This window comes from Pseudomonas sp. MF09150 (assembly GCF_059862355.1).
The window spans coordinates 149,815-165,978 of the sequence record NZ_JCBCUS010000009.1 but is presented as its reverse complement, the minus strand read 5'-3'; the positions used below and the strand labels follow the sequence as shown (position 1 = coordinate 165,978).

The following is a 16,164-nucleotide window of genomic DNA, read 5'->3' as shown; positions in this document are numbered from 1 at the left end:
CCCACGATTTACGCCAATCATGCCTACTGCTGCCAAAACCGTGTATGTGCTGGCCTTCGCCAACGCCCAGGTGCTCGATGTGACCGGGCCGCTGCAAGTGTTCGCCTCGGCCAATGACCTGCTGCGCCAGCAGGGTCTGCCTGCGCCCTATGTGGCCACGGTGATCGCCGATCCGGGCGGGCCGGTGCCGACTTCGGCCGGGCTGGCGCTGCTGGCCGAGCCCTTGCCGGCGCCGGACGCGCCGTCCGACACCCTGATCATTTCCGGTGGCTGGGGCGTCTACGCCGCTGCCCGGGAGCCGCACCTGGTGCAATGGGTGGCGCAGCAGGCCGGGCGTTCGCGGCGGGTGGCGTCGGTCTGCACCGGGGCGTTTCTGCTGGCGGCCAGTGGTTGGCTCGATGGCCGGCGAGTGGTGACCCACTGGACCCGCTGCGAGCAACTGGCACGGGAATATCCGCAACTGCAGGTCGAGGCCAACCCGATTTTCATCAATGACGGCGCGGTCTGGACCTCGGCCGGGGTCACCGCCGGCATCGACCTGGCCCTGGCTCTGGTCGAGCAGGACCTGGGCCGTGGGGTGGCCCTGGAAGTGGCGCGGCACCTGGTGGTGTTTCTCAAGCGCCCCGGTGGCCAGTCGCAGTTCAGCGTGACCCTGGCCCTGCAGCAGGACGGCAATCGTTTCGACGACCTGCATGCCTGGATCGCCGAGAACCTGGCCATGGACCTGGGTATCCCGACCCTGGCCTTGCAGGCCGGCATGAGCGAGCGCAGCTTTGTCCGCCACTACCGTGCGGACACCGGGCAGACCCCGGCCCGGGCCGTGGAGCTGATCCGGATCGAGACCGCCCGCCGGCTGTTGGCCGATACCACCCTGGCGATCAAGCGCATTGCATCGCAGTGCGGGTTTGGCAGTGAAGAAACCCTGCGCCGCGGCTTTCTGCGGGCCATGGGCGTGACGCCGCAGGCTTACCGGGAGCGTTTCAGCGCCCATGAACTCAAGGAACAAACCTCTGATGTCGTTTGATGATCACGCTGCAACCGCCCCGCCAGGCCCTGCCAGCGAGCCGCCGCTAAATCTGACCTGGACCCTGGTGATGCTGGCGATTCAACTGTCGATCCTGTTCTGGTACGTGGCCAAGCCCGATGTCACGGTGCATTACTCGGCACAGGGCACGCGCACCCTGAGCTACGTGCTGAACGTCCAGCACAGCATCTACCGTGGCCGGATCGAGCCCGGAGAAAGCACGGGGGACAGTGGGCATATCTTCCCCGATGCCGACTTCTTCATGCAGTTCGACTGGTGGTCCAAGGACAGCCGAGACTGTGTGGAGATCAACCCCAAGTGGCCAGAGACCCATCTCTATATCGATGCCAACGGCGAGCTGGATCGGCGTCCCGAAAGCGGCACCGATGTAGACCGCTTGTCACCCTGCAACGGCTGAGTTCAGCCCTGCACCAGGCTCAACTCGCCGTCGCGGTACAGCACTTCACGGCCGACCCAGGCCGGGTCGACCTGAGGGAGCACCGCCGAGGGTTTGCGCAGTTCGCGCAGCAAGGTCGAGCCGTGGGACAGGCGTCCGCCCATGCGCGCGATCACCGCGCGTGCCGCTTGATACTGCGCATGGCGGCCGGGGTCCAGGGTGTCTTCGAGCAGGATGTCGACGCCCAGCACCCCTTGCACCTGGCCCGGGTAAATCATGAAGCCGCTGGCCTGTTCGCTGCCTTCGCGGCCGTCCTGCCAGAAGCTGCCGTCGCGGTTGCGGACCTCGGCGTGGGGCGCAAACCAGTGGTCACGCTCGGCCTCGGGCATGGCGTGGTGCAGGCGGAAAAAGATCCGCATCAGGTTGTCGCGGTACCACTCGCGTACTTGCAGGTAGTACCCGCGCATCCCCGGCAGCCCCAGGCGATGGGCCATCCCGACTGCCCTTGGCCAGGCCGGCAGCGCCTGCAACGGCAGGTCGCTGCAGGCAGGGCGCGGGGTGCCGGGGTCGGTTTCCCAGGGCAGGCGGTGCGGGCTGTGCTCGAGGTTGCCGTAGGCGGTGGGCGGGCGCCCCAGCAGATCGCCGCCGCTGCTGGCCAGGGCCGTGGCGATGCAGAGGTTGCCCTGGACCACAAACACATAAAAACGGCTGAACCAATCCGCCAGTTGCTGGCCATCGGCGCCGGCCGCGTGCAGTTCGTGCAGTTCCTGGTCGAAGCGCCGCAGGCCGCTTTCCAGGTGCAGCAGCTGGCCCCGGGCGATGCGTTGCATGCGCCAGAACAGCGGCAGCGAACGCAGCAAGCGCGCCGGGCGCCACGGCAGGTGCGGGGTGGCGCCGCCGACCTCGCCGGCATAGCTGGCCGAGGACACGCCCCAGTCGGCCAGGCGTGCGAGGAACAGATCATTGTTGATGTAGGACGCGCCGCCAAACACGGCGGTGAACGGCTCATTGTCTTCGAGGATCCGCGAGTCCCAGCGCGCCATGACTGCCGGAATGCTCGCCGCCGCCCGCCGTTGCCCGTACTCCACAAAGCGGCTGGGCTGGGGCGGCAGGATCTCGGCGATATTGGCGGCGGTCAGGTGCCGGCGCCAGCCGTAATCACTGATCGGCCGGTATTGCAGGAGCCACAGTTGCGCGCCGTCCCAGGCCCATTCGACATCGCCGGGCACGTAGTGGAAGGTTTTCAGCACGCCCTGCAAAAAGTCCCAGAGCATTTCGCTGCTCAAGCCATGGGCGGTCGGGAACTGACCGCTGGCCCAGGCGGCTCCAAGCCGTGACAGGACCGCCCGTTCAGGGCTGGACTGGCCGTCAGCCAAGGCCTCCAGATGGCCTTCAACCCACTCCAGCTCCATCCCCAGGTGCCTGACAAAGGCGATGCCCGACAGGGTCGGGGTGATAAAACGCTGCACCACCACTTCCTCGACACCGGCCGCCCGCAGCGCATCGATGCGCGCCGGCACTGTGCTGGCCGGCTCACGCAGGTAGGTGGTGCTGAGGCCGGCATTGGCGGCGTCGGCCTGGTCTTCGCCATAGCTTGAGGAGCGCACCGCCCACGTGGCGTCGGGCTGGCTGGCGAGCAGCGCGGGCAGGCGCGGGTCGTCGCTGCTGTCCAGGGACAGGGCGCTGGGCACCGCTTGTCCGGCCAGCTCGGCCAGGCGCAGGCGGCCGCCCTTGGTGTGGGCGACAAACCCCGGCTCGGCGCCTTCCAGCCAGGCGGCGAACTCGGCCGGGGCATCGATCCACGGGTAATGGCCCCAGCCCGGCTTGAGGCTGATACGCAAGTCGGCCCGGGCCAGGATCGCCGACCAGGCCGCGGCCTGGGCAATGCCCAGCATCCGGTCCTGATCGCCCCACACCAACTCCACCGGGTCCTTGATCCACTCCAGCAACGGCAGCGCGGTGTCGGCCCGCAGTTGCTCCCACAACGGCACAAAGGCCCGGCAGCGGGCGTAGCCCTGGCCCATGCGGCGGTACTGCGCCGGGCTCCAGGGTTGGGCTGAAAACTTGTGGGCGAACCACGCGGGCCTGCGGCTCAGGGCCTGATGGATCAGGCTGCGAATCGGCAGGGGCGCCATCAGCGCCGGCAGCCGCCGTTGCCAGAGAAACGCCCCCACCGGCGCCAGCAGCACACTGCGCGCGAAGTGCCCCGGACGGCGCGCCAGGGCGTGCAGCACAATCAGCGCATTGACCCCGACCGCCATGATCGCCTGCCCAGGCTCAGTCAGCGCCAGCAGCGCCTCGGCGTAGGCTGACAGGTCGGTGCAGGGCGGTTGCGGGTTGTCGCCAAAACCTGGCAGCTCCAGGGCGTGCACCCGGTAGCGGGCAAAGTGCGGCACGGCGTCGTCCCACCAATCGGCGGCGCTGCCATTGCCGGCCAGCAGGTACAGCAGGGGCTTTTCCATCAGGGTTCCTTCAGGCACGCGGGGCGGCCCCAGGGTGGCGGCGGTCATGGACAAACAACCACAGCAGCGGCGGCAATAACGTCAGCAGGGCCACGCTGTCGAAGGCCAGGTGCGACCCCATCTGCACCTGGACCGAGACCCAGATGTCCTGGGGCGCCCAGAGCAGGATCCCGGCCATCAACCAGGCCCAGGCATTGGCGTGGTGCAGGCGGTCACCCAGGCGCACCAGGGCCAGCAGGTACAGCGCGTAGCTTTGCAGAGTGGCGCCAAACAGCGCCAGCCACCAGACCTGCTGCGCCCGCGCGGCAGGCGGTGCGGCCTGGCCCCAGAACAGCTGTTCGATGCTTTGCAGGTAATCGGTAAAGAGTCCGCTGTTGCCGGCCCAGGTCAGCAGCACGCCGGCCATCAGGTGGACCAGCGCCGCGGCATACAACCAGAGCACCAGGGCGCGACGCAGGCCGGGCTGCGGCGAAGAAGAGGGGGGCAACATTCCATGTCCTGTCGGGAGGCGTCGAGGCGGGGAGTGTAACGATTTTTAGCGGGCCTGCGTGGCGTCGATGGGCTCCTGGCCACTGGGCAGGGGCCGTCCCGCCAAGCTGCCATTGTCCTCGGCGGACGGTTAGAATCGCCGACGTTGCCGCGCCGGCCCGGCGTGGCGCCACAACCAGGGAAGATCGATGTCACGTGCGTCACTGTTGCAACCTTTCACCGTCCTGCTGCTGGTGCTGCTCGCCGGATGCGCCGGCCAGCCCCAGCCGCTGCCGGACACCCCGCACCGCACGCAATTGATCGGGCAGATCGTCGCCAAGTCGGGCATGGTCCGCACCCTCGATTCCCTTAAACAGGCCCCCCCGGCCAAGCCCCTGCCCAGCGTCGACGAGCTGATTGCCGAGCGCAAGCAACTGATGGGCTTCCTGCTGCCGGACGCCTACTGGGCGCTGTACCGCGACAACCTGGAGCAGTTCAAACTGGAGATGGCCGAGGTCAAGGTCAAGTCGCTCACCGAGTACAAACGCCTGTACCGCACGCAGCTGGTCAAGGCCAGCGACAGCCAGCTTGAGACCCTGGCCACCGCGCCGGACATGGAAGCCACCCCGGTGTTCAAGAAAGTCCTGGGCAGCGACATGGACATTACCTTGCTGTACTTCGACATGGTCAGGGTCGAAACCGTGGTTGCCGTACAGAGGCACCTCAAACGCATGGCCCAGATGGACGTGCAATACGACGTCTGCTCGCGCTACAAGGCCTGCTGGAACCCGCGCTGAGCAAGGCCTTCAGGCTTCATGCAAACCGTCGGCGTCGCGCCAGTACAGCGTCGACTCGTACTGAAAGGACAGGATGAAGCAACTGTCGCACTGTTCGCTGATGTGCCAGGCCAGGCGCCGCAATTCATCCATCGCCGAGTGCTCGGGATGCTCCGGACCCTGGATGCGCAAATAGGCGCGCAAGGCCACGGCAAACTCGCAGCCTCTGCGGTCCTCGGCGTACAGCTGCTGATCGGTGCCGGCCGCGCTGCTTTCAATGTGCATCCCGGATGGCAGGGCCGCCCACAGCCCATCCGCTTGTGGCTGCACCTCGGCCCCCGCGAAGCCTTCGAGGATTCGCCGCAGCAGGGCGTGGTTCAAGCGACTGTCGGCTTCAAGGTGCAGGTCGAGTGCCATTAGGCCTCCGGGGTTGACGACGACGGTGCCGGCCTAGGCGTGCGGTTGCAGCAGCTCGGCGCGGGTGATCAGGTGCTTGAAGTGGTGCTGCCAGAGCCGTATCCCCAGTTGCCCGCTGCGGTCCAGGGACGAGCCCAGGGTCAGGTCAGTGATCAGGGTCGGTTGCAGGCCGGCATCGAACAGCGCGAAGCCGGCGGCCAATACGCAGGTATCGGTCTGGATCCCGCACACCAGCACCCGCTGCGGCGCCAGGCTGTGCAGGTAGTGCAGGGTCTCGGCGGTCGGCGCATAGCCGTGCTTGATAAACACCTTGTCGGCGGCCACCAGGCTTTCGTCATCGGGCGCCGGCTGCCAGCCCAGTTGCCGGGCAAAGGGCGTGCGGCTTTCATCGTGGCGTTCGACCGTGGCCACCGAGGGCATGCGCCCCAGCAACTGTTCGATACCGCTGACCAGCCACTGCGGCGGGTTGAAAGAGGGCTGTACATCGACGATCAATAACACCTGATCCATGGGCACCTCGGGTGGTGTGGAAACGGGGGCCGGCCTAGCGGTATCGGCCTTCGACCCGGTATATGGTCAGGCGCTGTTTTTCAGTCAGCCAGAGAAAGTTCGAATGCTCGTCGTACTGTCGCACCAAGCCGTCGTAGGCCTCCATCGCTTCGCGCCCCGGCCACCAGTTGAACGCGTCGCAGTAGGGGCCGGAGGCGCGCATCAGCATGGCCAGGGCAATGTCGAACGCCTTCAGCGTGATATAGCCACCGTGCAGATCGATGAGTTCCCTGGGCGTGAGGTTTTCAACCAGCCGCGCGTGCATGCCTTGATCGGTGTGCACGATGAAATAGTCGCCCAAGGGCGAATACGGCACCTCATCGGTGCAGTCCTTTTCCACCTTGTTGAAGTCGGACAGGGTAAAGCTGCCGTGCACGAAATCCGACAGCGGCGCGTAGGACTTCTCATATTCACCGGTCCAGCCCAGGTTGGCGGCGGACATCATCTTCTGCACGCCCGGGCATTGGCCCTTGGAAAAACGCTCGAGGCGGTTCTCGAAGTCATCCGCCAGCCAGGCAAAACGCGTGGCCAGGTCGAGGGCCGTGCGCAGGGTGGCCATGGCGGGGCGGATCAGCCCCAGCTTCAACACATGTTCCAGGGTCTGCAGCAGTTCGAGCTGGAACTCGGCGCAGCGCTTGAACACCAGGTCGGCCTGTTCGTGAATCCCCAGGCACTCGGCGGTGCCTTCGGTATGGGCCGCCAGAAACAGCATTTTTCGACTGGCCGAAAAGTACAGGTTGATATCGATCTTTACATCCAAAACCACGGTCCTTGCTGCAAGGTTGCAGAACGCCTGGGGGCGCCCCTGTCGGTGTGCAGCAGGTTAAACAAGCGGCGCGAATCTGCAAGCGGGAAGGCGGGCAGAGTCGCGCCAGGCAGTTGTTCAGACGATTTCGTCGTAGACCTGCAGGTTGCCCAGACGCCACAGATTGCCGTCCCAGGAGATCACGTCTTCGATGTCCTTGCACAAGGTGTGTTGCCGATAACGCGGGGTATTGTCTTTCTTGAACCAGCGATTGATCAGGGTGATCGACTTGGGGGAAGAGAGTTTTTTTCGCTCGTTCAGGGCCGGCTTCCAGAAGTAGATGATCATCGACTCCACCAGCTCCAAGTAGTGGCGAGAGACCTCGCTGGGGTACTTCACCGACCCCAGCCAGAACCGTTGCTCGCGGAAAATCTGGTCGACCTTGTGGTGGTACCTGAGCCTTGAGAAAAAACTGCCTTCGGTGATGCCGCAATATTGAATCGAAGCGCTGCGCTCGTATTTGAGCCTGCCGGTAGCCATGTATAGGCCATTACTCCACTCAGGGTTGCTTTCGATTTCTTCCAGCGTCAAAGGCCCTCGCCATTCGACGATCAGGGTCGTGTGGACTGACATTGTTCGATCCTTGAATTCACTCGTCCATCGGGTTGGGCTACTGCGTGTGACAACAGCACGGCACCGACTCAGTCAGTGGTTTCCAGCACCCGTGGCCGGCGATAGTTGCCGGTACTGATGCGCATGTAATACGGCTTGTCGGCGCGCAGCAGATGGGAGGTCGTCACCCCTGGCGCAAAGCCCTTGCCGCACAGGCCACTGCCCTGCGGGTCCTGGATCACGGTCATGTCCACCACGCCTGTCGGCAGGTAGAAGGTGGCGGTTTCTTCGGCGGCGAAGCGGCCGATGAGTGTGCTGTTGGCCTGCACACCCACGTAGCACCCCAGGCTGTTCATGCCTTCGTCGCGGGTGACCACGACCTTGACCAGGCCGGCGGCAGGCGCTTGGTAGGCGAGCAGCCGGTCCTGAGGGACAGGGTCGGCCTTGCTGTGGGAGACCGGGGCTGAGCGAACGAAGACCGTGCAGGCGGAGGTGGACAGCACAAGGGCTGCCAGGGCCAGGGAGCGGGCAAAATACATAGGGATTCCATTTCCAGGGAGGGACCGACCGCAGGCCTTGTGGACAAGGCCGTAAAAAAGCCACGCATAATATCAATATGATGGCCTTTGCGGTAGGCGACAGTGTTCGGAAGGGGCACAGGTGTGCCCACCGTCGACCTGGCGCTCAGCCCGTGGCGCGCGGAGCTGCGCTCGCCAGATCAGCCCGCGACGATCAAGGCTGCCACACGCTCTTTTCACCCCCCAGCTTGCGATCAAGAAAACTTGCGGCACTGATCAGCGCCAGGTGAGTCAGGGCCTGGGGCGTATTGCCCAGGTGCCGGCCATGGCTGTCGAACTCTTCGGCGTACAGCCCCAGCGGGTTGGCGTAGCGCAGCAGTTGCTCGAACTCCAGGTGCGCCTTGTCGAGCTGGCCGGCGCGGGCCAGGCATTCGACGTACCAGAACGAGCAGGCGGCAAACGCGCCCTCGCTGCCGGCCAGGCCGTCGATCTGGCTGTCGTCGTTGCGGTAGCGGTAGACCATGCCGTCACGCACCAGGGACTTCTCGATGGCTTCCAGGGTCGACAGCCAGCGCGGGTCCTTGGCGCTGACAAACCGCACCAGGGGCATCAGCAGCATCGAGCCGTCCAGGGCGGTGCTGCCGATGTGCTGGACGAAATGCCCACGTTCCTCGTTCCAGAAGTTGCTCCAGATATCGTCGTAGATCGCCTGCCGCGTCTGGTCCCAGCGGGCAAAGGGCGCCGGCAGGGAACGCTTGGAAGCCAGGCGGATGGCGCGGTCCAGGGCAACCCAGCACATCAGACGCGAATGCAGGAAGTGATGCTGCTCGCCGCGCATTTCCCAGATCCCCACATCCTGGCCCTGCCAGGTGTCGCAGACCTGATCCACCACCTGGACCGCGTGCTTCCAGCCCTGGTGGGAAATGGCTTCGCCGTACTTGTTGACCAGGTACACCGCGTCCATCAGCTCGCCGAAGATATCCAGCTGGATCTGTTCGTAAGCCTGGTTGCCGATGCGCACCGGCTGCGCATTGCCGTGGCCGGCCAGGTGCTTGAGCTCGGTCTCGGGCAACTCCTGCTGGCCGTCGATGCCGTACAGGATATTGAGCTTCATCGGCTGGCCATGGCAGTCGCTGACCCGCCCGCGCAACCAGCCCATATAAGCATTGGCCTCGGCGACGAAACCCAGGCGGATAAAGGCGTAGACGGTGAACGAGGCATCGCGGATCCAGGTGTAGCGATAATCCCAGTTACGCTCGCCGCCGGGGGTTTCCGGCAGGCCGAAGGTGGCGGCCGCAAGGATCGCCCCGTGCTTGCGCGAGGTCAGCAGCTTGAGCGCCAGGGCCGAGCGGTGGACCATCTCGCGCCAGCGCCCGCGGTAGTTGGATTGGCCGATCCAGTCGCGCCAGAATTTCTGGGTGCGTTGCAGGCACAGATCACTGGTGCCCACTGCGACCCGTGGGTCGTCGATGCCACCGAGGATGAACTCGGCGCTCTGGTCCTGCTCCAGTACCCATTCGGCCACCGCGCTGTCGCCCTCCAGGCGCAGTGCCTGGCTGGCGACCAGGCGCAGGCCGGGTTGGCCGTCGGCCTCGAAACACACCGCGTCGGCGTCGACCCGGGCCCGGGTCTTGGCCCGGGCGTAGTCGTGGCGCACCGCACAGCGCATGCGCACGGTGGCCTGGCCGCTGACCACCCGCACCCGGCGAATCAGCAACGGCAGATCATCTTCGCTGTCGCCCACCGGCAGCAGGTCGGTGACTTCCACCACCGCCCGCTCGCTCAGCCAGCGGGTTTGCAGAATGTTGGTGTCCGGCAGGTAGATCTGCTCGCGCCGGGCGTCGGCCAGGTCCGGGGCCAACTGGAAGATTCCGGCAGCGGGGGAGTCGAGCAGCGAGCAGAAGATCGACGGGCTGTCGAACTCCGGCCAGCAGAAGAAATCCACGCTGCCCTTGTCGTTGACCAGGGCCGCGCTGCGCATATCGCCGATGATGCCGTGGGCGTCGATCGGGCTTTGGCGTTCTGGATGCTGCCGTTCTGTATGAGACTCAGCCATTGCCACGCCCTTCTTCATAAAAGCCGGGATAGAGGCTCATGCCGCCATCGATAAACAGGGTGCTGCCCACGACATAGTCGGAAGCATCGGACGCCAGCCACACCACCGCATTCGCCACATCCTGGGCCTCGCCGATGCGCCCGTAGGGGATCAGCTTCAGCAGTTCCTGCCCGGCCTCGCCCTCGGTGGCCGTGCGGTTGATGGCGGTGCGGATCGCTCCGGGGGCAATGCCGTTGACCCGGATCCGCTGTTCGCTGACCTCCTGGGCCAGGCTGCGCATCAGCATCTCCACCCCGCCCTTGGAGGCGGCGTAATTCACATGGCCGGCCCAGGGAATCACCTGGTGCACCGAGCTCATGTGGATAATCTTGCCCGCCGCCCTGGAGACCCCGGCACGTATGCCCTGGCGCTGGAAAATCCGCAGCGCCTCGCGGGCACACAGAAACTGCCCGGTGAGGTTGACCCCGATCACCTGGTTCCAGTCGTCGAGGGTCATTTCGGTCACCAGCGCGTCCCGTTGCAGGCCGGAATTGGCCACCAGGATATCGAGAAAGCCAAAGGCTTCGAGGGTCTTGGCGAACAGGTGCTCGACCTCGTCCTCCTTTGACACATCGGCGCCAATGGCCACGGCCCGGCCACCGCAGGCGTTGATATCGGCGGCGAGCTTTTGCGCGGGCTCGGGCTGGCTGTTGTAGTTCAGCACGACGCTGGCTCCGGCGGCCGCCAGCGCTGTGGCGGCCGCTGCGCCGATACCGGAACTGGCGCCGGTGACCAGGGCCACTTGTCCATCGAGGGAGAGCTGCATGGGGCAATCCTTAACTCAGGGAGCGTGATTAGCTGACTGGTGAAGGTGGCCGGGAGTTCAGCGGGCGCGATAAATCCGTGGCGTGTTCAGGCGCTCACGGGTTTCAGGTTCAGGCTCCGGCAGCGGTTGCTGCCGCTGCATCGCTGCGCCGCAACCCGCGCAGCAACAGGTTCAGGCCACCCAGGCTTTGCTCGAGCTTTTGTGCCGGGTGCGCGGCATTGGCGATCCACAGCGCAGCTTCCACCAGGCTGCCGTTGATCAGGCGCGCCAGGGCCAGGGGCGCGACGGGCTCCACCACGCGGGCGTCTATCAATTGCTGGAGCAGGGCGCCGAGGGACTCGATGCACTGTTCTTCGCCGGCCTGGGCGCTGTCGGCCAGCACCGCCCGGGCATCCTGCAACAGGATGCGCTGGATTTCAGGCTCCAGGGCCATGTGCAGGTAGGCATGACAGCGCTCGCAGAACGCCTGCCAGGGGTCGGCCACCGTGCTGGAAATCGCCTCCAGGCGCTGGTCCATCTCGGCGTCGATCTGCGCCACCACCGCCGCCAGCAAGCCTTTTTTATCGCCGAAATGGTGGTACAGGGCACCCCGGGTCAGGCCGGCTTCGGCGGTCAGGTCGTCCATCGAGGTCTGGGCGTAACCCAGGCGGCCAAAGGCCTGGCGCGCGCTGGCCAGCAGCTTGGCACGGGTGGCTTCGATCATTTCAGCGCGGGGGCGGGGGCTCATGGCGGCTACTCATCTGGGCAATGGGGTTTGACATACGCCGCGTATGTTCGCATTATTTCTCACATACGCACCGTATGTATTTTTACTGCAGCTGCTGTTTATGGCAAGTTGCACGCCCCTGCCGAGGTTGAAAGTCCATGGTTAATCCTTACCGCGAGCTGTTCCACGCCCCGGGCTCTCGCGCCTTTGTCATCGCCGGGATGATCGCCCGCATGCCGATCTCCATGACCGGTATCGGCATCATCACCATGCTCTCCCAGCTCAAGGGCGGTTACGGCCTGGCCGGCGCGGTGGCCGCTACCTTCGCCCTGGCCACGGCGTTTTGTGCGCCCCAGGTGTCACGCATGGTCGACCGCTTTGGCCAGGGCCGGATCCTGCCGATCGCCGCCGGCGTCGGTGGCGGGGCGTTGCTGGCCCTGTTGCTGTGCACCCGCTTGCAGGCGCCGACCTGGACCCTGTTCCTGTTTGCCGCCCTGGCCGGCTGCATGCCGAGCATGTCGGCCATGGTCCGGGCGCGCTGGACCGAGCTGTACCGTGGCCAGCCGCTGTTGCAGACCGCCTATGCCCTGGAATCGGTGCTCGATGAACTGTGCTTTATCGTCGGCCCGCCGTTGTCGGTAGGACTGTGCGTGGCGGTGTTCCCCGAGGCCGGGCCGCTGGTGGCGCTGCTGGCCCTGGCCGTCGGCGTCACCGCGCTGGTGTTGCAACGCGCCACGGAACCGGCGGTGCACCCCCATACCGGTCCGCAGCAAGGTTCGATCATTCGCTCGGTGGAACTGCGCCTGCTGGTGCTGTTGATGGTCGCCATGGGCACCACTGCCGGGGTGGTGGACGTGGTCAGCGTGGCCTTTGCCCAGCAGCAGGGCCAGCCGGCGGCAGCGAGCATCGTGCTTTCGGTGTACGCCATCGGTTCATGCCTGGCCGGCATTGCCTTCGGCGCCTGGAAGCCGACCTTGCCCTTGCCCCGCCTGTTTATGTACGGCGGCATCGCCACCGCCGTCACCACCTTGCCGCTGCTGATCGTGAGCAATATTCCCGGGCTGTCCCTGGCGGTATTTGTCGCCGGTCTGTTCTTCGCTCCGACCCTGATCGTGGCCATGGCCCTGGTGGAGAACATCGTGCCCCCGGCCAAACTCACCGAGGGCCTGACCTGGCTGGTCACCGGCCTGAGCATCGGCGTGGCCATCGGGGCCGCCAGCTCCGGCTGGCTCGCCGACCACTATGGCGCGCGCAGCGGGTTCTGGGTGGCCCTAGGCGCCGGGGCGGTGGTGTTGTGGACGGCGGTGCAGAGCTGTCGCCGCCTGAGCCGCGGGGCACCACAGCCGGACTAATTTGCAGCGACCTCAATCCGTTCTCTTTACACATAACTGATTGAGGTAAGTGCAGTGACCCAACTGACACTGCTGTGCCTGCCCTATTCCGGCGCCAGCGCCATGGTCTACAGCCGCTGGCGGCGCAAGCTGCCGCAGTGGCTGAAACTGCAGCCGGTGGAATTGCCGGGGCGCGGTGCGCGTTTCGGCGAGCCGTTGCAGACCGACATGCGCGCACTGGCCCGGCAACTGGCCAGCGAACTGCTGCCCAGCCTGAAAGCGCCCTATGCTCTGTTCGGCCACAGCCTGGGCGCCTTGCTCGCCTGTGAAATGGCCCACGCCCTGCGTGCCCTGGGCGGGCCGGAACCGGTGGCCCTGTTCGCCTCCGGCACCGCGGCCCCGAGCATGCGCTCGGAGTACGACCGCGGGTTCTCCGAGCCCAAGACCGACGCGCAACTGATCGAGCAGTTGCGCTCCCTGCAGGGCACCAGTGAAGAAGTGCTGGGCAATGAAGAGCTGATGAGCCTGACGTTGCCCATCCTGCGGGCCGACTTTCTGCTCTGCGGGCGTTTCCAGCCGGCCAATCGCCCGCTGCTCAGTTGCCCGGTGCATGTACTGGGCGGCAAGGCCGACCGCGCCACCACCGAGCAACTGATCGGCTGGAGCAAGGAAACCCACGGCAGCTTCTCGGTGGACATGCTGGCCGGCGGGCACTTCTTTATCCATGAACACGAAGCCAAGGTGCTGCGGGCAATCAAGGATTACCTGGAGGTGCATCATCGGCGGCATGGGCAAAAGGTTGCATTGAGCGTCTGAGCGGACGCTTTTCCCCTGCGGGTTGCTCCTGCACTCACGCGCCTCCGGCACTGACCCAGGGGCCAGTGCCGGCACCGGTTACCAGCCGCGTCCCGAATTGACCCAGAAATTCACCGAGAGCGAGGTGGAGACCGACTCCACCTGGTGGAACCAGCCTTCCGGCAGAAACAGCAGGTCGCCGGCCTCCAGGGTCACCCGCAGGAACGTCACGTCACGGGCCTGGGGGAAGCGTTGGTAGTCCGGCGCATCCGGATTGAAGTCACAGCCGTCGAGCCCGCCTTTGGGCGCCGTGGACCAGGTGCCCAGGGCGGGACGATGGTGGGGCGCAGCGAGAATAAACGACTTCTGCCCCCAGACCTGGGCGAACAGGTTGTCGGTGTCGTCACGGTGCAGGGGCGTCAGGGTGCCTTTGGGGCCGATCCAGATCCGTGGCGCAATGAACAGCGTGCGGTCGAAATAGGGCGGGTAGCTGATCTGCTCCATCAATTGCGCCGGCAAAATGTTGTTGCCCATATAGGCCGGCGGTTCGCCGTTGGGCCCCTTTTGGGCTGGGGCATCGAGGGACGCGATGAAGTCGGCCATGGAGGTGGAGCGGAAGTCGCGGTCGGTGGAAAAGGTCTTTTTCACGTAGTCGCCGTGGCGGGTAATGCCCTGCAACTCGGCGAAGTGCACCAGGGATTCTTCGCGGCCCATGTTGAACAATGGCCAGTCATTCAGGGCATTGCTGATCACCAGGGGAATGCCTTCGGGCAGGTAGTGGGCGCGGAAGTCGCCGATCGACAACGCGTGGCGGGCGATCCGCGCTACCTCTCGCTGTACCGGCTGCGCCGCGGAAACCCGCTCGCTGAACCTGGGCGGCGTCGGGTAGCGCTTGTTCATGTCGACCTTTTCCGCCTGGCCGCCATGGCGTGCGCTTTCGATGATTTGCGGCAGCAGGGTGGCCAGGCCCATGTTGCCGTCGATTTTCAGGCGGCCGCTGGCAAACAGTTCTTCGACATCGGCAACGCCGCCCATGATGCCGAGAAAGTCTTTTTCCGCGACGTTGATGGTGACATCCGGGCGGGCGTGCAGGCCGCTCTGGGTGGTGGTGCGCTCCCTGATTTCGGACCAGAACATCAGGTTGGGGGCGAAGACGAATTGAAATACGCCTTCGATGCCGACGGAGCCGGCATTGGCGAACAGCTTTGACAGAACGTTCTGCAAATCCACGGCATTCCCTCTGGGTGTATGTGGGCCTGAAGAGGGAACGAAGCCTGGGCTGGAAAATTTATCCAGGGCGCTGGCTCCCGCGCCGGGTATCGACAGGCCTCAGATTTGACACCCCATGAGCCAGGCGCAGCAGATCGTGAACAAGTCCTCAGTTCAGGCTTCGCCCTTGGCGCCAGTAGCCCATCAGCGTCAGTTCGCGGCGATCCAGGCCGCGCTCGGTGATCAGATGGCGGCGGATGCTCATCACCGCAGCGGATTCGCCGGCAACCCAGGCATAGAAGTGGCTGTGGGAGGGGCTTGCGCGTTCCCAGAGGATCTGTTGCTCGATGTCGACCTCCGGCAGCTTCGCGGCGCGCTGGGTGCCACTGGCCCTGGGCCCCAGGTCCGCCAGTTCGCGGGCGGCATGCAGCATGGCTTCGCCATGGGCGCATTGCAGCAGGTCGCGGGGCAGCCAGTTCAGGCGGGTGTTCGGGCCGGTGCGCAGCGACAGGCAGTCGGCTTCGCCGGGCACTTCAATAAAGGCCTGCACCGCCATCGCTTCGGGGTGATCGGCCAACTCTTCGAGAATGCCGGCCAGTGCCGGCAGGGCGGTTTCATCGCCAATCAGCAGAATCTGCCGGGCGTCCGCGGGCGGTTGCCATTCATAGCCGCCCGGGTCGTCGGCAAACTCCAGGTTGGGCACGAGCATCTGCACGCTGTCGCCGACCTGGGCCTCGGTGGCCCAGGCCGAGGCCGGGCCGTTGACCCCATGCAGCACGAAGTCGACGTCCAGCTCGCACGGCTCGCGACGCAGGTCGCGGATGGTGTAGGTGCGCATGGGCGGGCATTGGCCCTTGCTCATCTGGCGCCTGACAGCTTGCCAGTCGCCCTGCCGGGGCAGGTTCGACGGCGTACCGTCGGCGCCGGGAAAGAACAGCTTGATCCGTTGGTCCGGGGCCAGGGTGCGGGCCAGGGCAATGTCGGGGCTGGCAAACACCAGGCGTGTCAGCGACGGGCTGAGCACAATCCGGCGCTTGAGCTGGGCATCGATCATGCGGTAGGCAGTGGGCTGCCCGGCCGGGGTGCCGACCAGTCTGCGCAAGCCGTTACTCAGGGCGCGGCCGAGGGATGCTGCTGAGGACATGGAAATGCCTTTTTGCGAAGGGGTTACTGATTGGACGAGTTGTACCGAGGGGGATTTACCCGTGCCGCAGGGGGCTTGCGTCAGGGCGCAGGGCGCTAATTTTCTGTGCGGGTTATCCGTTCCGTAGGGATAGCCGAGCCAAAGCTCGAT

17 protein-coding genes are annotated in these 16,164 nt (G+C 65.4%); 5 read left to right on the top strand and 12 right to left on the bottom strand.

Going from position 1 to position 16,164, the window contains the following annotated elements:
* The first annotated feature begins 19 nt into the window (after positions 1-19).
* Both AC19YX_RS28580 and AC19YX_RS28575 read left to right on the top strand, forming a co-directional pair.
* On the top strand, positions 20-1,024 hold the full coding sequence (locus tag AC19YX_RS28580; RefSeq protein WP_500607602.1) for a GlxA family transcriptional regulator: 1,005 nt from the start codon (positions 20-22) through the stop codon (positions 1,022-1,024).
* The gene (locus tag AC19YX_RS28575; protein ID WP_201131823.1) at positions 1,014-1,442 is read left to right on the top strand and encodes a hypothetical protein; all 429 of its coding nucleotides are present in this window, start codon (positions 1,014-1,016) and stop codon (positions 1,440-1,442) included. The genes AC19YX_RS28580 and AC19YX_RS28575 overlap by 11 nt, the downstream gene beginning before the upstream one ends.
* Before the next feature lie 2 nt (positions 1,443-1,444).
* On the opposite strand, the gene AC19YX_RS28570 is transcribed toward AC19YX_RS28575, so the two are convergent.
* Both AC19YX_RS28570 and AC19YX_RS28565 read right to left on the bottom strand, forming a co-directional pair.
* Positions 1,445-3,883 carry an alpha/beta fold hydrolase gene (locus AC19YX_RS28570; protein ID WP_500607601.1) on the bottom strand — a complete coding sequence of 813 codons (2,439 nt, stop codon included), beginning with the start codon at positions 3,881-3,883 and terminating at the stop codon, positions 1,445-1,447.
* Between the two features lie 10 nt (positions 3,884-3,893).
* Positions 3,894-4,373 (bottom strand): hypothetical protein, encoded by a 480-nt coding sequence (locus tag AC19YX_RS28565; protein WP_500607600.1) that lies wholly within the window; start codon positions 4,371-4,373, stop codon positions 3,894-3,896.
* A gap of 187 nt (positions 4,374-4,560) precedes the next feature.
* Here AC19YX_RS28565 and AC19YX_RS28560 point away from each other — a divergent pair, with 187 nt between their 5' ends.
* Positions 4,561-5,148 (top strand): hypothetical protein, encoded by a 588-nt coding sequence (locus AC19YX_RS28560; protein WP_078473849.1) that lies wholly within the window; start codon positions 4,561-4,563, stop codon positions 5,146-5,148.
* Between the two features lie 9 nt (positions 5,149-5,157).
* On the opposite strand, the gene AC19YX_RS28555 is transcribed toward AC19YX_RS28560, so the two are convergent.
* The 8 genes from AC19YX_RS28555 to AC19YX_RS28520 all read right to left on the bottom strand — a co-directional run bounded on the left by AC19YX_RS28555 (position 5,158) and on the right by AC19YX_RS28520 (position 11,556).
* A complete protein-coding gene (locus AC19YX_RS28555; protein WP_500607599.1) occupies positions 5,158-5,544 on the bottom strand; it encodes a hypothetical protein in 387 nt (128 codons plus the stop codon).
* Between the two features lie 33 nt (positions 5,545-5,577).
* A complete protein-coding gene (locus AC19YX_RS28550) occupies positions 5,578-6,054 on the bottom strand; it encodes a cysteine hydrolase family protein (RefSeq protein ID WP_078473847.1) in 477 nt (158 codons plus the stop codon).
* 34 nt (positions 6,055-6,088) lie between these two features.
* A complete protein-coding gene (locus tag AC19YX_RS28545) occupies positions 6,089-6,853 on the bottom strand; it encodes a hypothetical protein (RefSeq protein ID WP_078473846.1) in 765 nt (254 codons plus the stop codon).
* Positions 6,854-6,976: 123 nt separating this feature from the next.
* Complete coding sequence (locus AC19YX_RS28540) at positions 6,977-7,471, bottom strand: hypothetical protein (protein WP_421549611.1); 495 nt, start codon at positions 7,469-7,471, stop codon at positions 6,977-6,979.
* Positions 7,472-7,539: 68 nt separating this feature from the next.
* On the bottom strand, positions 7,540-7,989 hold the full coding sequence (locus tag AC19YX_RS28535) for a hypothetical protein (protein ID WP_500607598.1): 450 nt from the start codon (positions 7,987-7,989) through the stop codon (positions 7,540-7,542).
* Between the two features lie 193 nt (positions 7,990-8,182).
* Positions 8,183-10,024, bottom strand: a complete 1,842-nt coding sequence (locus tag AC19YX_RS28530; protein ID WP_201131819.1) for a glycoside hydrolase family 15 protein — start codon at positions 10,022-10,024, stop codon at positions 8,183-8,185.
* A complete protein-coding gene (locus AC19YX_RS28525; RefSeq protein ID WP_078473843.1) occupies positions 10,017-10,829 on the bottom strand; it encodes a glucose 1-dehydrogenase in 813 nt (270 codons plus the stop codon). Before AC19YX_RS28525 ends, AC19YX_RS28530 begins: the two co-directional genes overlap by 8 nt.
* A gap of 109 nt (positions 10,830-10,938) precedes the next feature.
* Positions 10,939-11,556: a TetR/AcrR family transcriptional regulator gene (locus AC19YX_RS28520; RefSeq protein WP_201131818.1), complete on the bottom strand. Its 618-nt coding sequence runs from the start codon at positions 11,554-11,556 to the stop codon at positions 10,939-10,941.
* 137 nt (positions 11,557-11,693) lie between these two features.
* Here AC19YX_RS28520 and AC19YX_RS28515 point away from each other — a divergent pair, with 137 nt between their 5' ends.
* Positions 11,694-12,887, top strand: coding sequence for an MFS transporter (locus tag AC19YX_RS28515; RefSeq protein ID WP_078473841.1), 1,194 nt, complete (start codon positions 11,694-11,696; stop codon positions 12,885-12,887).
* 54 nt (positions 12,888-12,941) lie between these two features.
* Complete coding sequence (locus AC19YX_RS28510; protein WP_421549516.1) at positions 12,942-13,682, top strand: thioesterase II family protein; 741 nt, start codon at positions 12,942-12,944, stop codon at positions 13,680-13,682.
* 78 nt (positions 13,683-13,760) lie between these two features.
* On the opposite strand, the gene AC19YX_RS28505 is transcribed toward AC19YX_RS28510, so the two are convergent.
* Together AC19YX_RS28505 and AC19YX_RS28500 are read right to left on the bottom strand one after the other, a co-directional pair.
* The gene (locus AC19YX_RS28505) at positions 13,761-14,891 is read right to left on the bottom strand and encodes a cupin-like domain-containing protein (RefSeq protein ID WP_500607597.1); all 1,131 of its coding nucleotides are present in this window, start codon (positions 14,889-14,891) and stop codon (positions 13,761-13,763) included.
* A gap of 148 nt (positions 14,892-15,039) precedes the next feature.
* Positions 15,040-16,014, bottom strand: coding sequence for a siderophore-interacting protein (locus tag AC19YX_RS28500; protein WP_500607596.1), 975 nt, complete (start codon positions 16,012-16,014; stop codon positions 15,040-15,042).
* Between the last annotated feature and the right edge of the window lie 150 nt (positions 16,015-16,164).

Coding starts and splice junctions, on each gene's coding strand:
- AC19YX_RS28570 (WP_500607601.1), bottom strand. CDS start 3,883: ATGGAAAAGCCCCTGCTGTACCTGCTGGCCGGCAATGGCAGCGCCGCC.
- AC19YX_RS28580 (WP_500607602.1), top strand. CDS start 20: ATGCCTACTGCTGCCAAAACCGTGTATGTGCTGGCCTTCGCCAACGCC.
- AC19YX_RS28565 (WP_500607600.1), bottom strand. CDS start 4,373: ATGTTGCCCCCCTCTTCTTCGCCGCAGCCCGGCCTGCGTCGCGCCCTG.
- AC19YX_RS28575 (WP_201131823.1), top strand. CDS start 1,014: ATGTCGTTTGATGATCACGCTGCAACCGCCCCGCCAGGCCCTGCCAGC.
- AC19YX_RS28500 (WP_500607596.1), bottom strand. CDS start 16,014: ATGTCCTCAGCAGCATCCCTCGGCCGCGCCCTGAGTAACGGCTTGCGC.
- AC19YX_RS28540 (WP_421549611.1), bottom strand. CDS start 7,471: ATGTCAGTCCACACGACCCTGATCGTCGAATGGCGAGGGCCTTTGACG.
- AC19YX_RS28530 (WP_201131819.1), bottom strand. CDS start 10,024: ATGGCTGAGTCTCATACAGAACGGCAGCATCCAGAACGCCAAAGCCCG.
- AC19YX_RS28515 (WP_078473841.1), top strand. CDS start 11,694: ATGGTTAATCCTTACCGCGAGCTGTTCCACGCCCCGGGCTCTCGCGCC.
- AC19YX_RS28525 (WP_078473843.1), bottom strand. CDS start 10,829: ATGCAGCTCTCCCTCGATGGACAAGTGGCCCTGGTCACCGGCGCCAGT.
- AC19YX_RS28560 (WP_078473849.1), top strand. CDS start 4,561: ATGTCACGTGCGTCACTGTTGCAACCTTTCACCGTCCTGCTGCTGGTG.
- AC19YX_RS28550 (WP_078473847.1), bottom strand. CDS start 6,054: ATGGATCAGGTGTTATTGATCGTCGATGTACAGCCCTCTTTCAACCCG.
- AC19YX_RS28555 (WP_500607599.1), bottom strand. CDS start 5,544: ATGGCACTCGACCTGCACCTTGAAGCCGACAGTCGCTTGAACCACGCC.
- AC19YX_RS28535 (WP_500607598.1), bottom strand. CDS start 7,989: ATGTATTTTGCCCGCTCCCTGGCCCTGGCAGCCCTTGTGCTGTCCACC.
- AC19YX_RS28520 (WP_201131818.1), bottom strand. CDS start 11,556: ATGAGCCCCCGCCCCCGCGCTGAAATGATCGAAGCCACCCGTGCCAAG.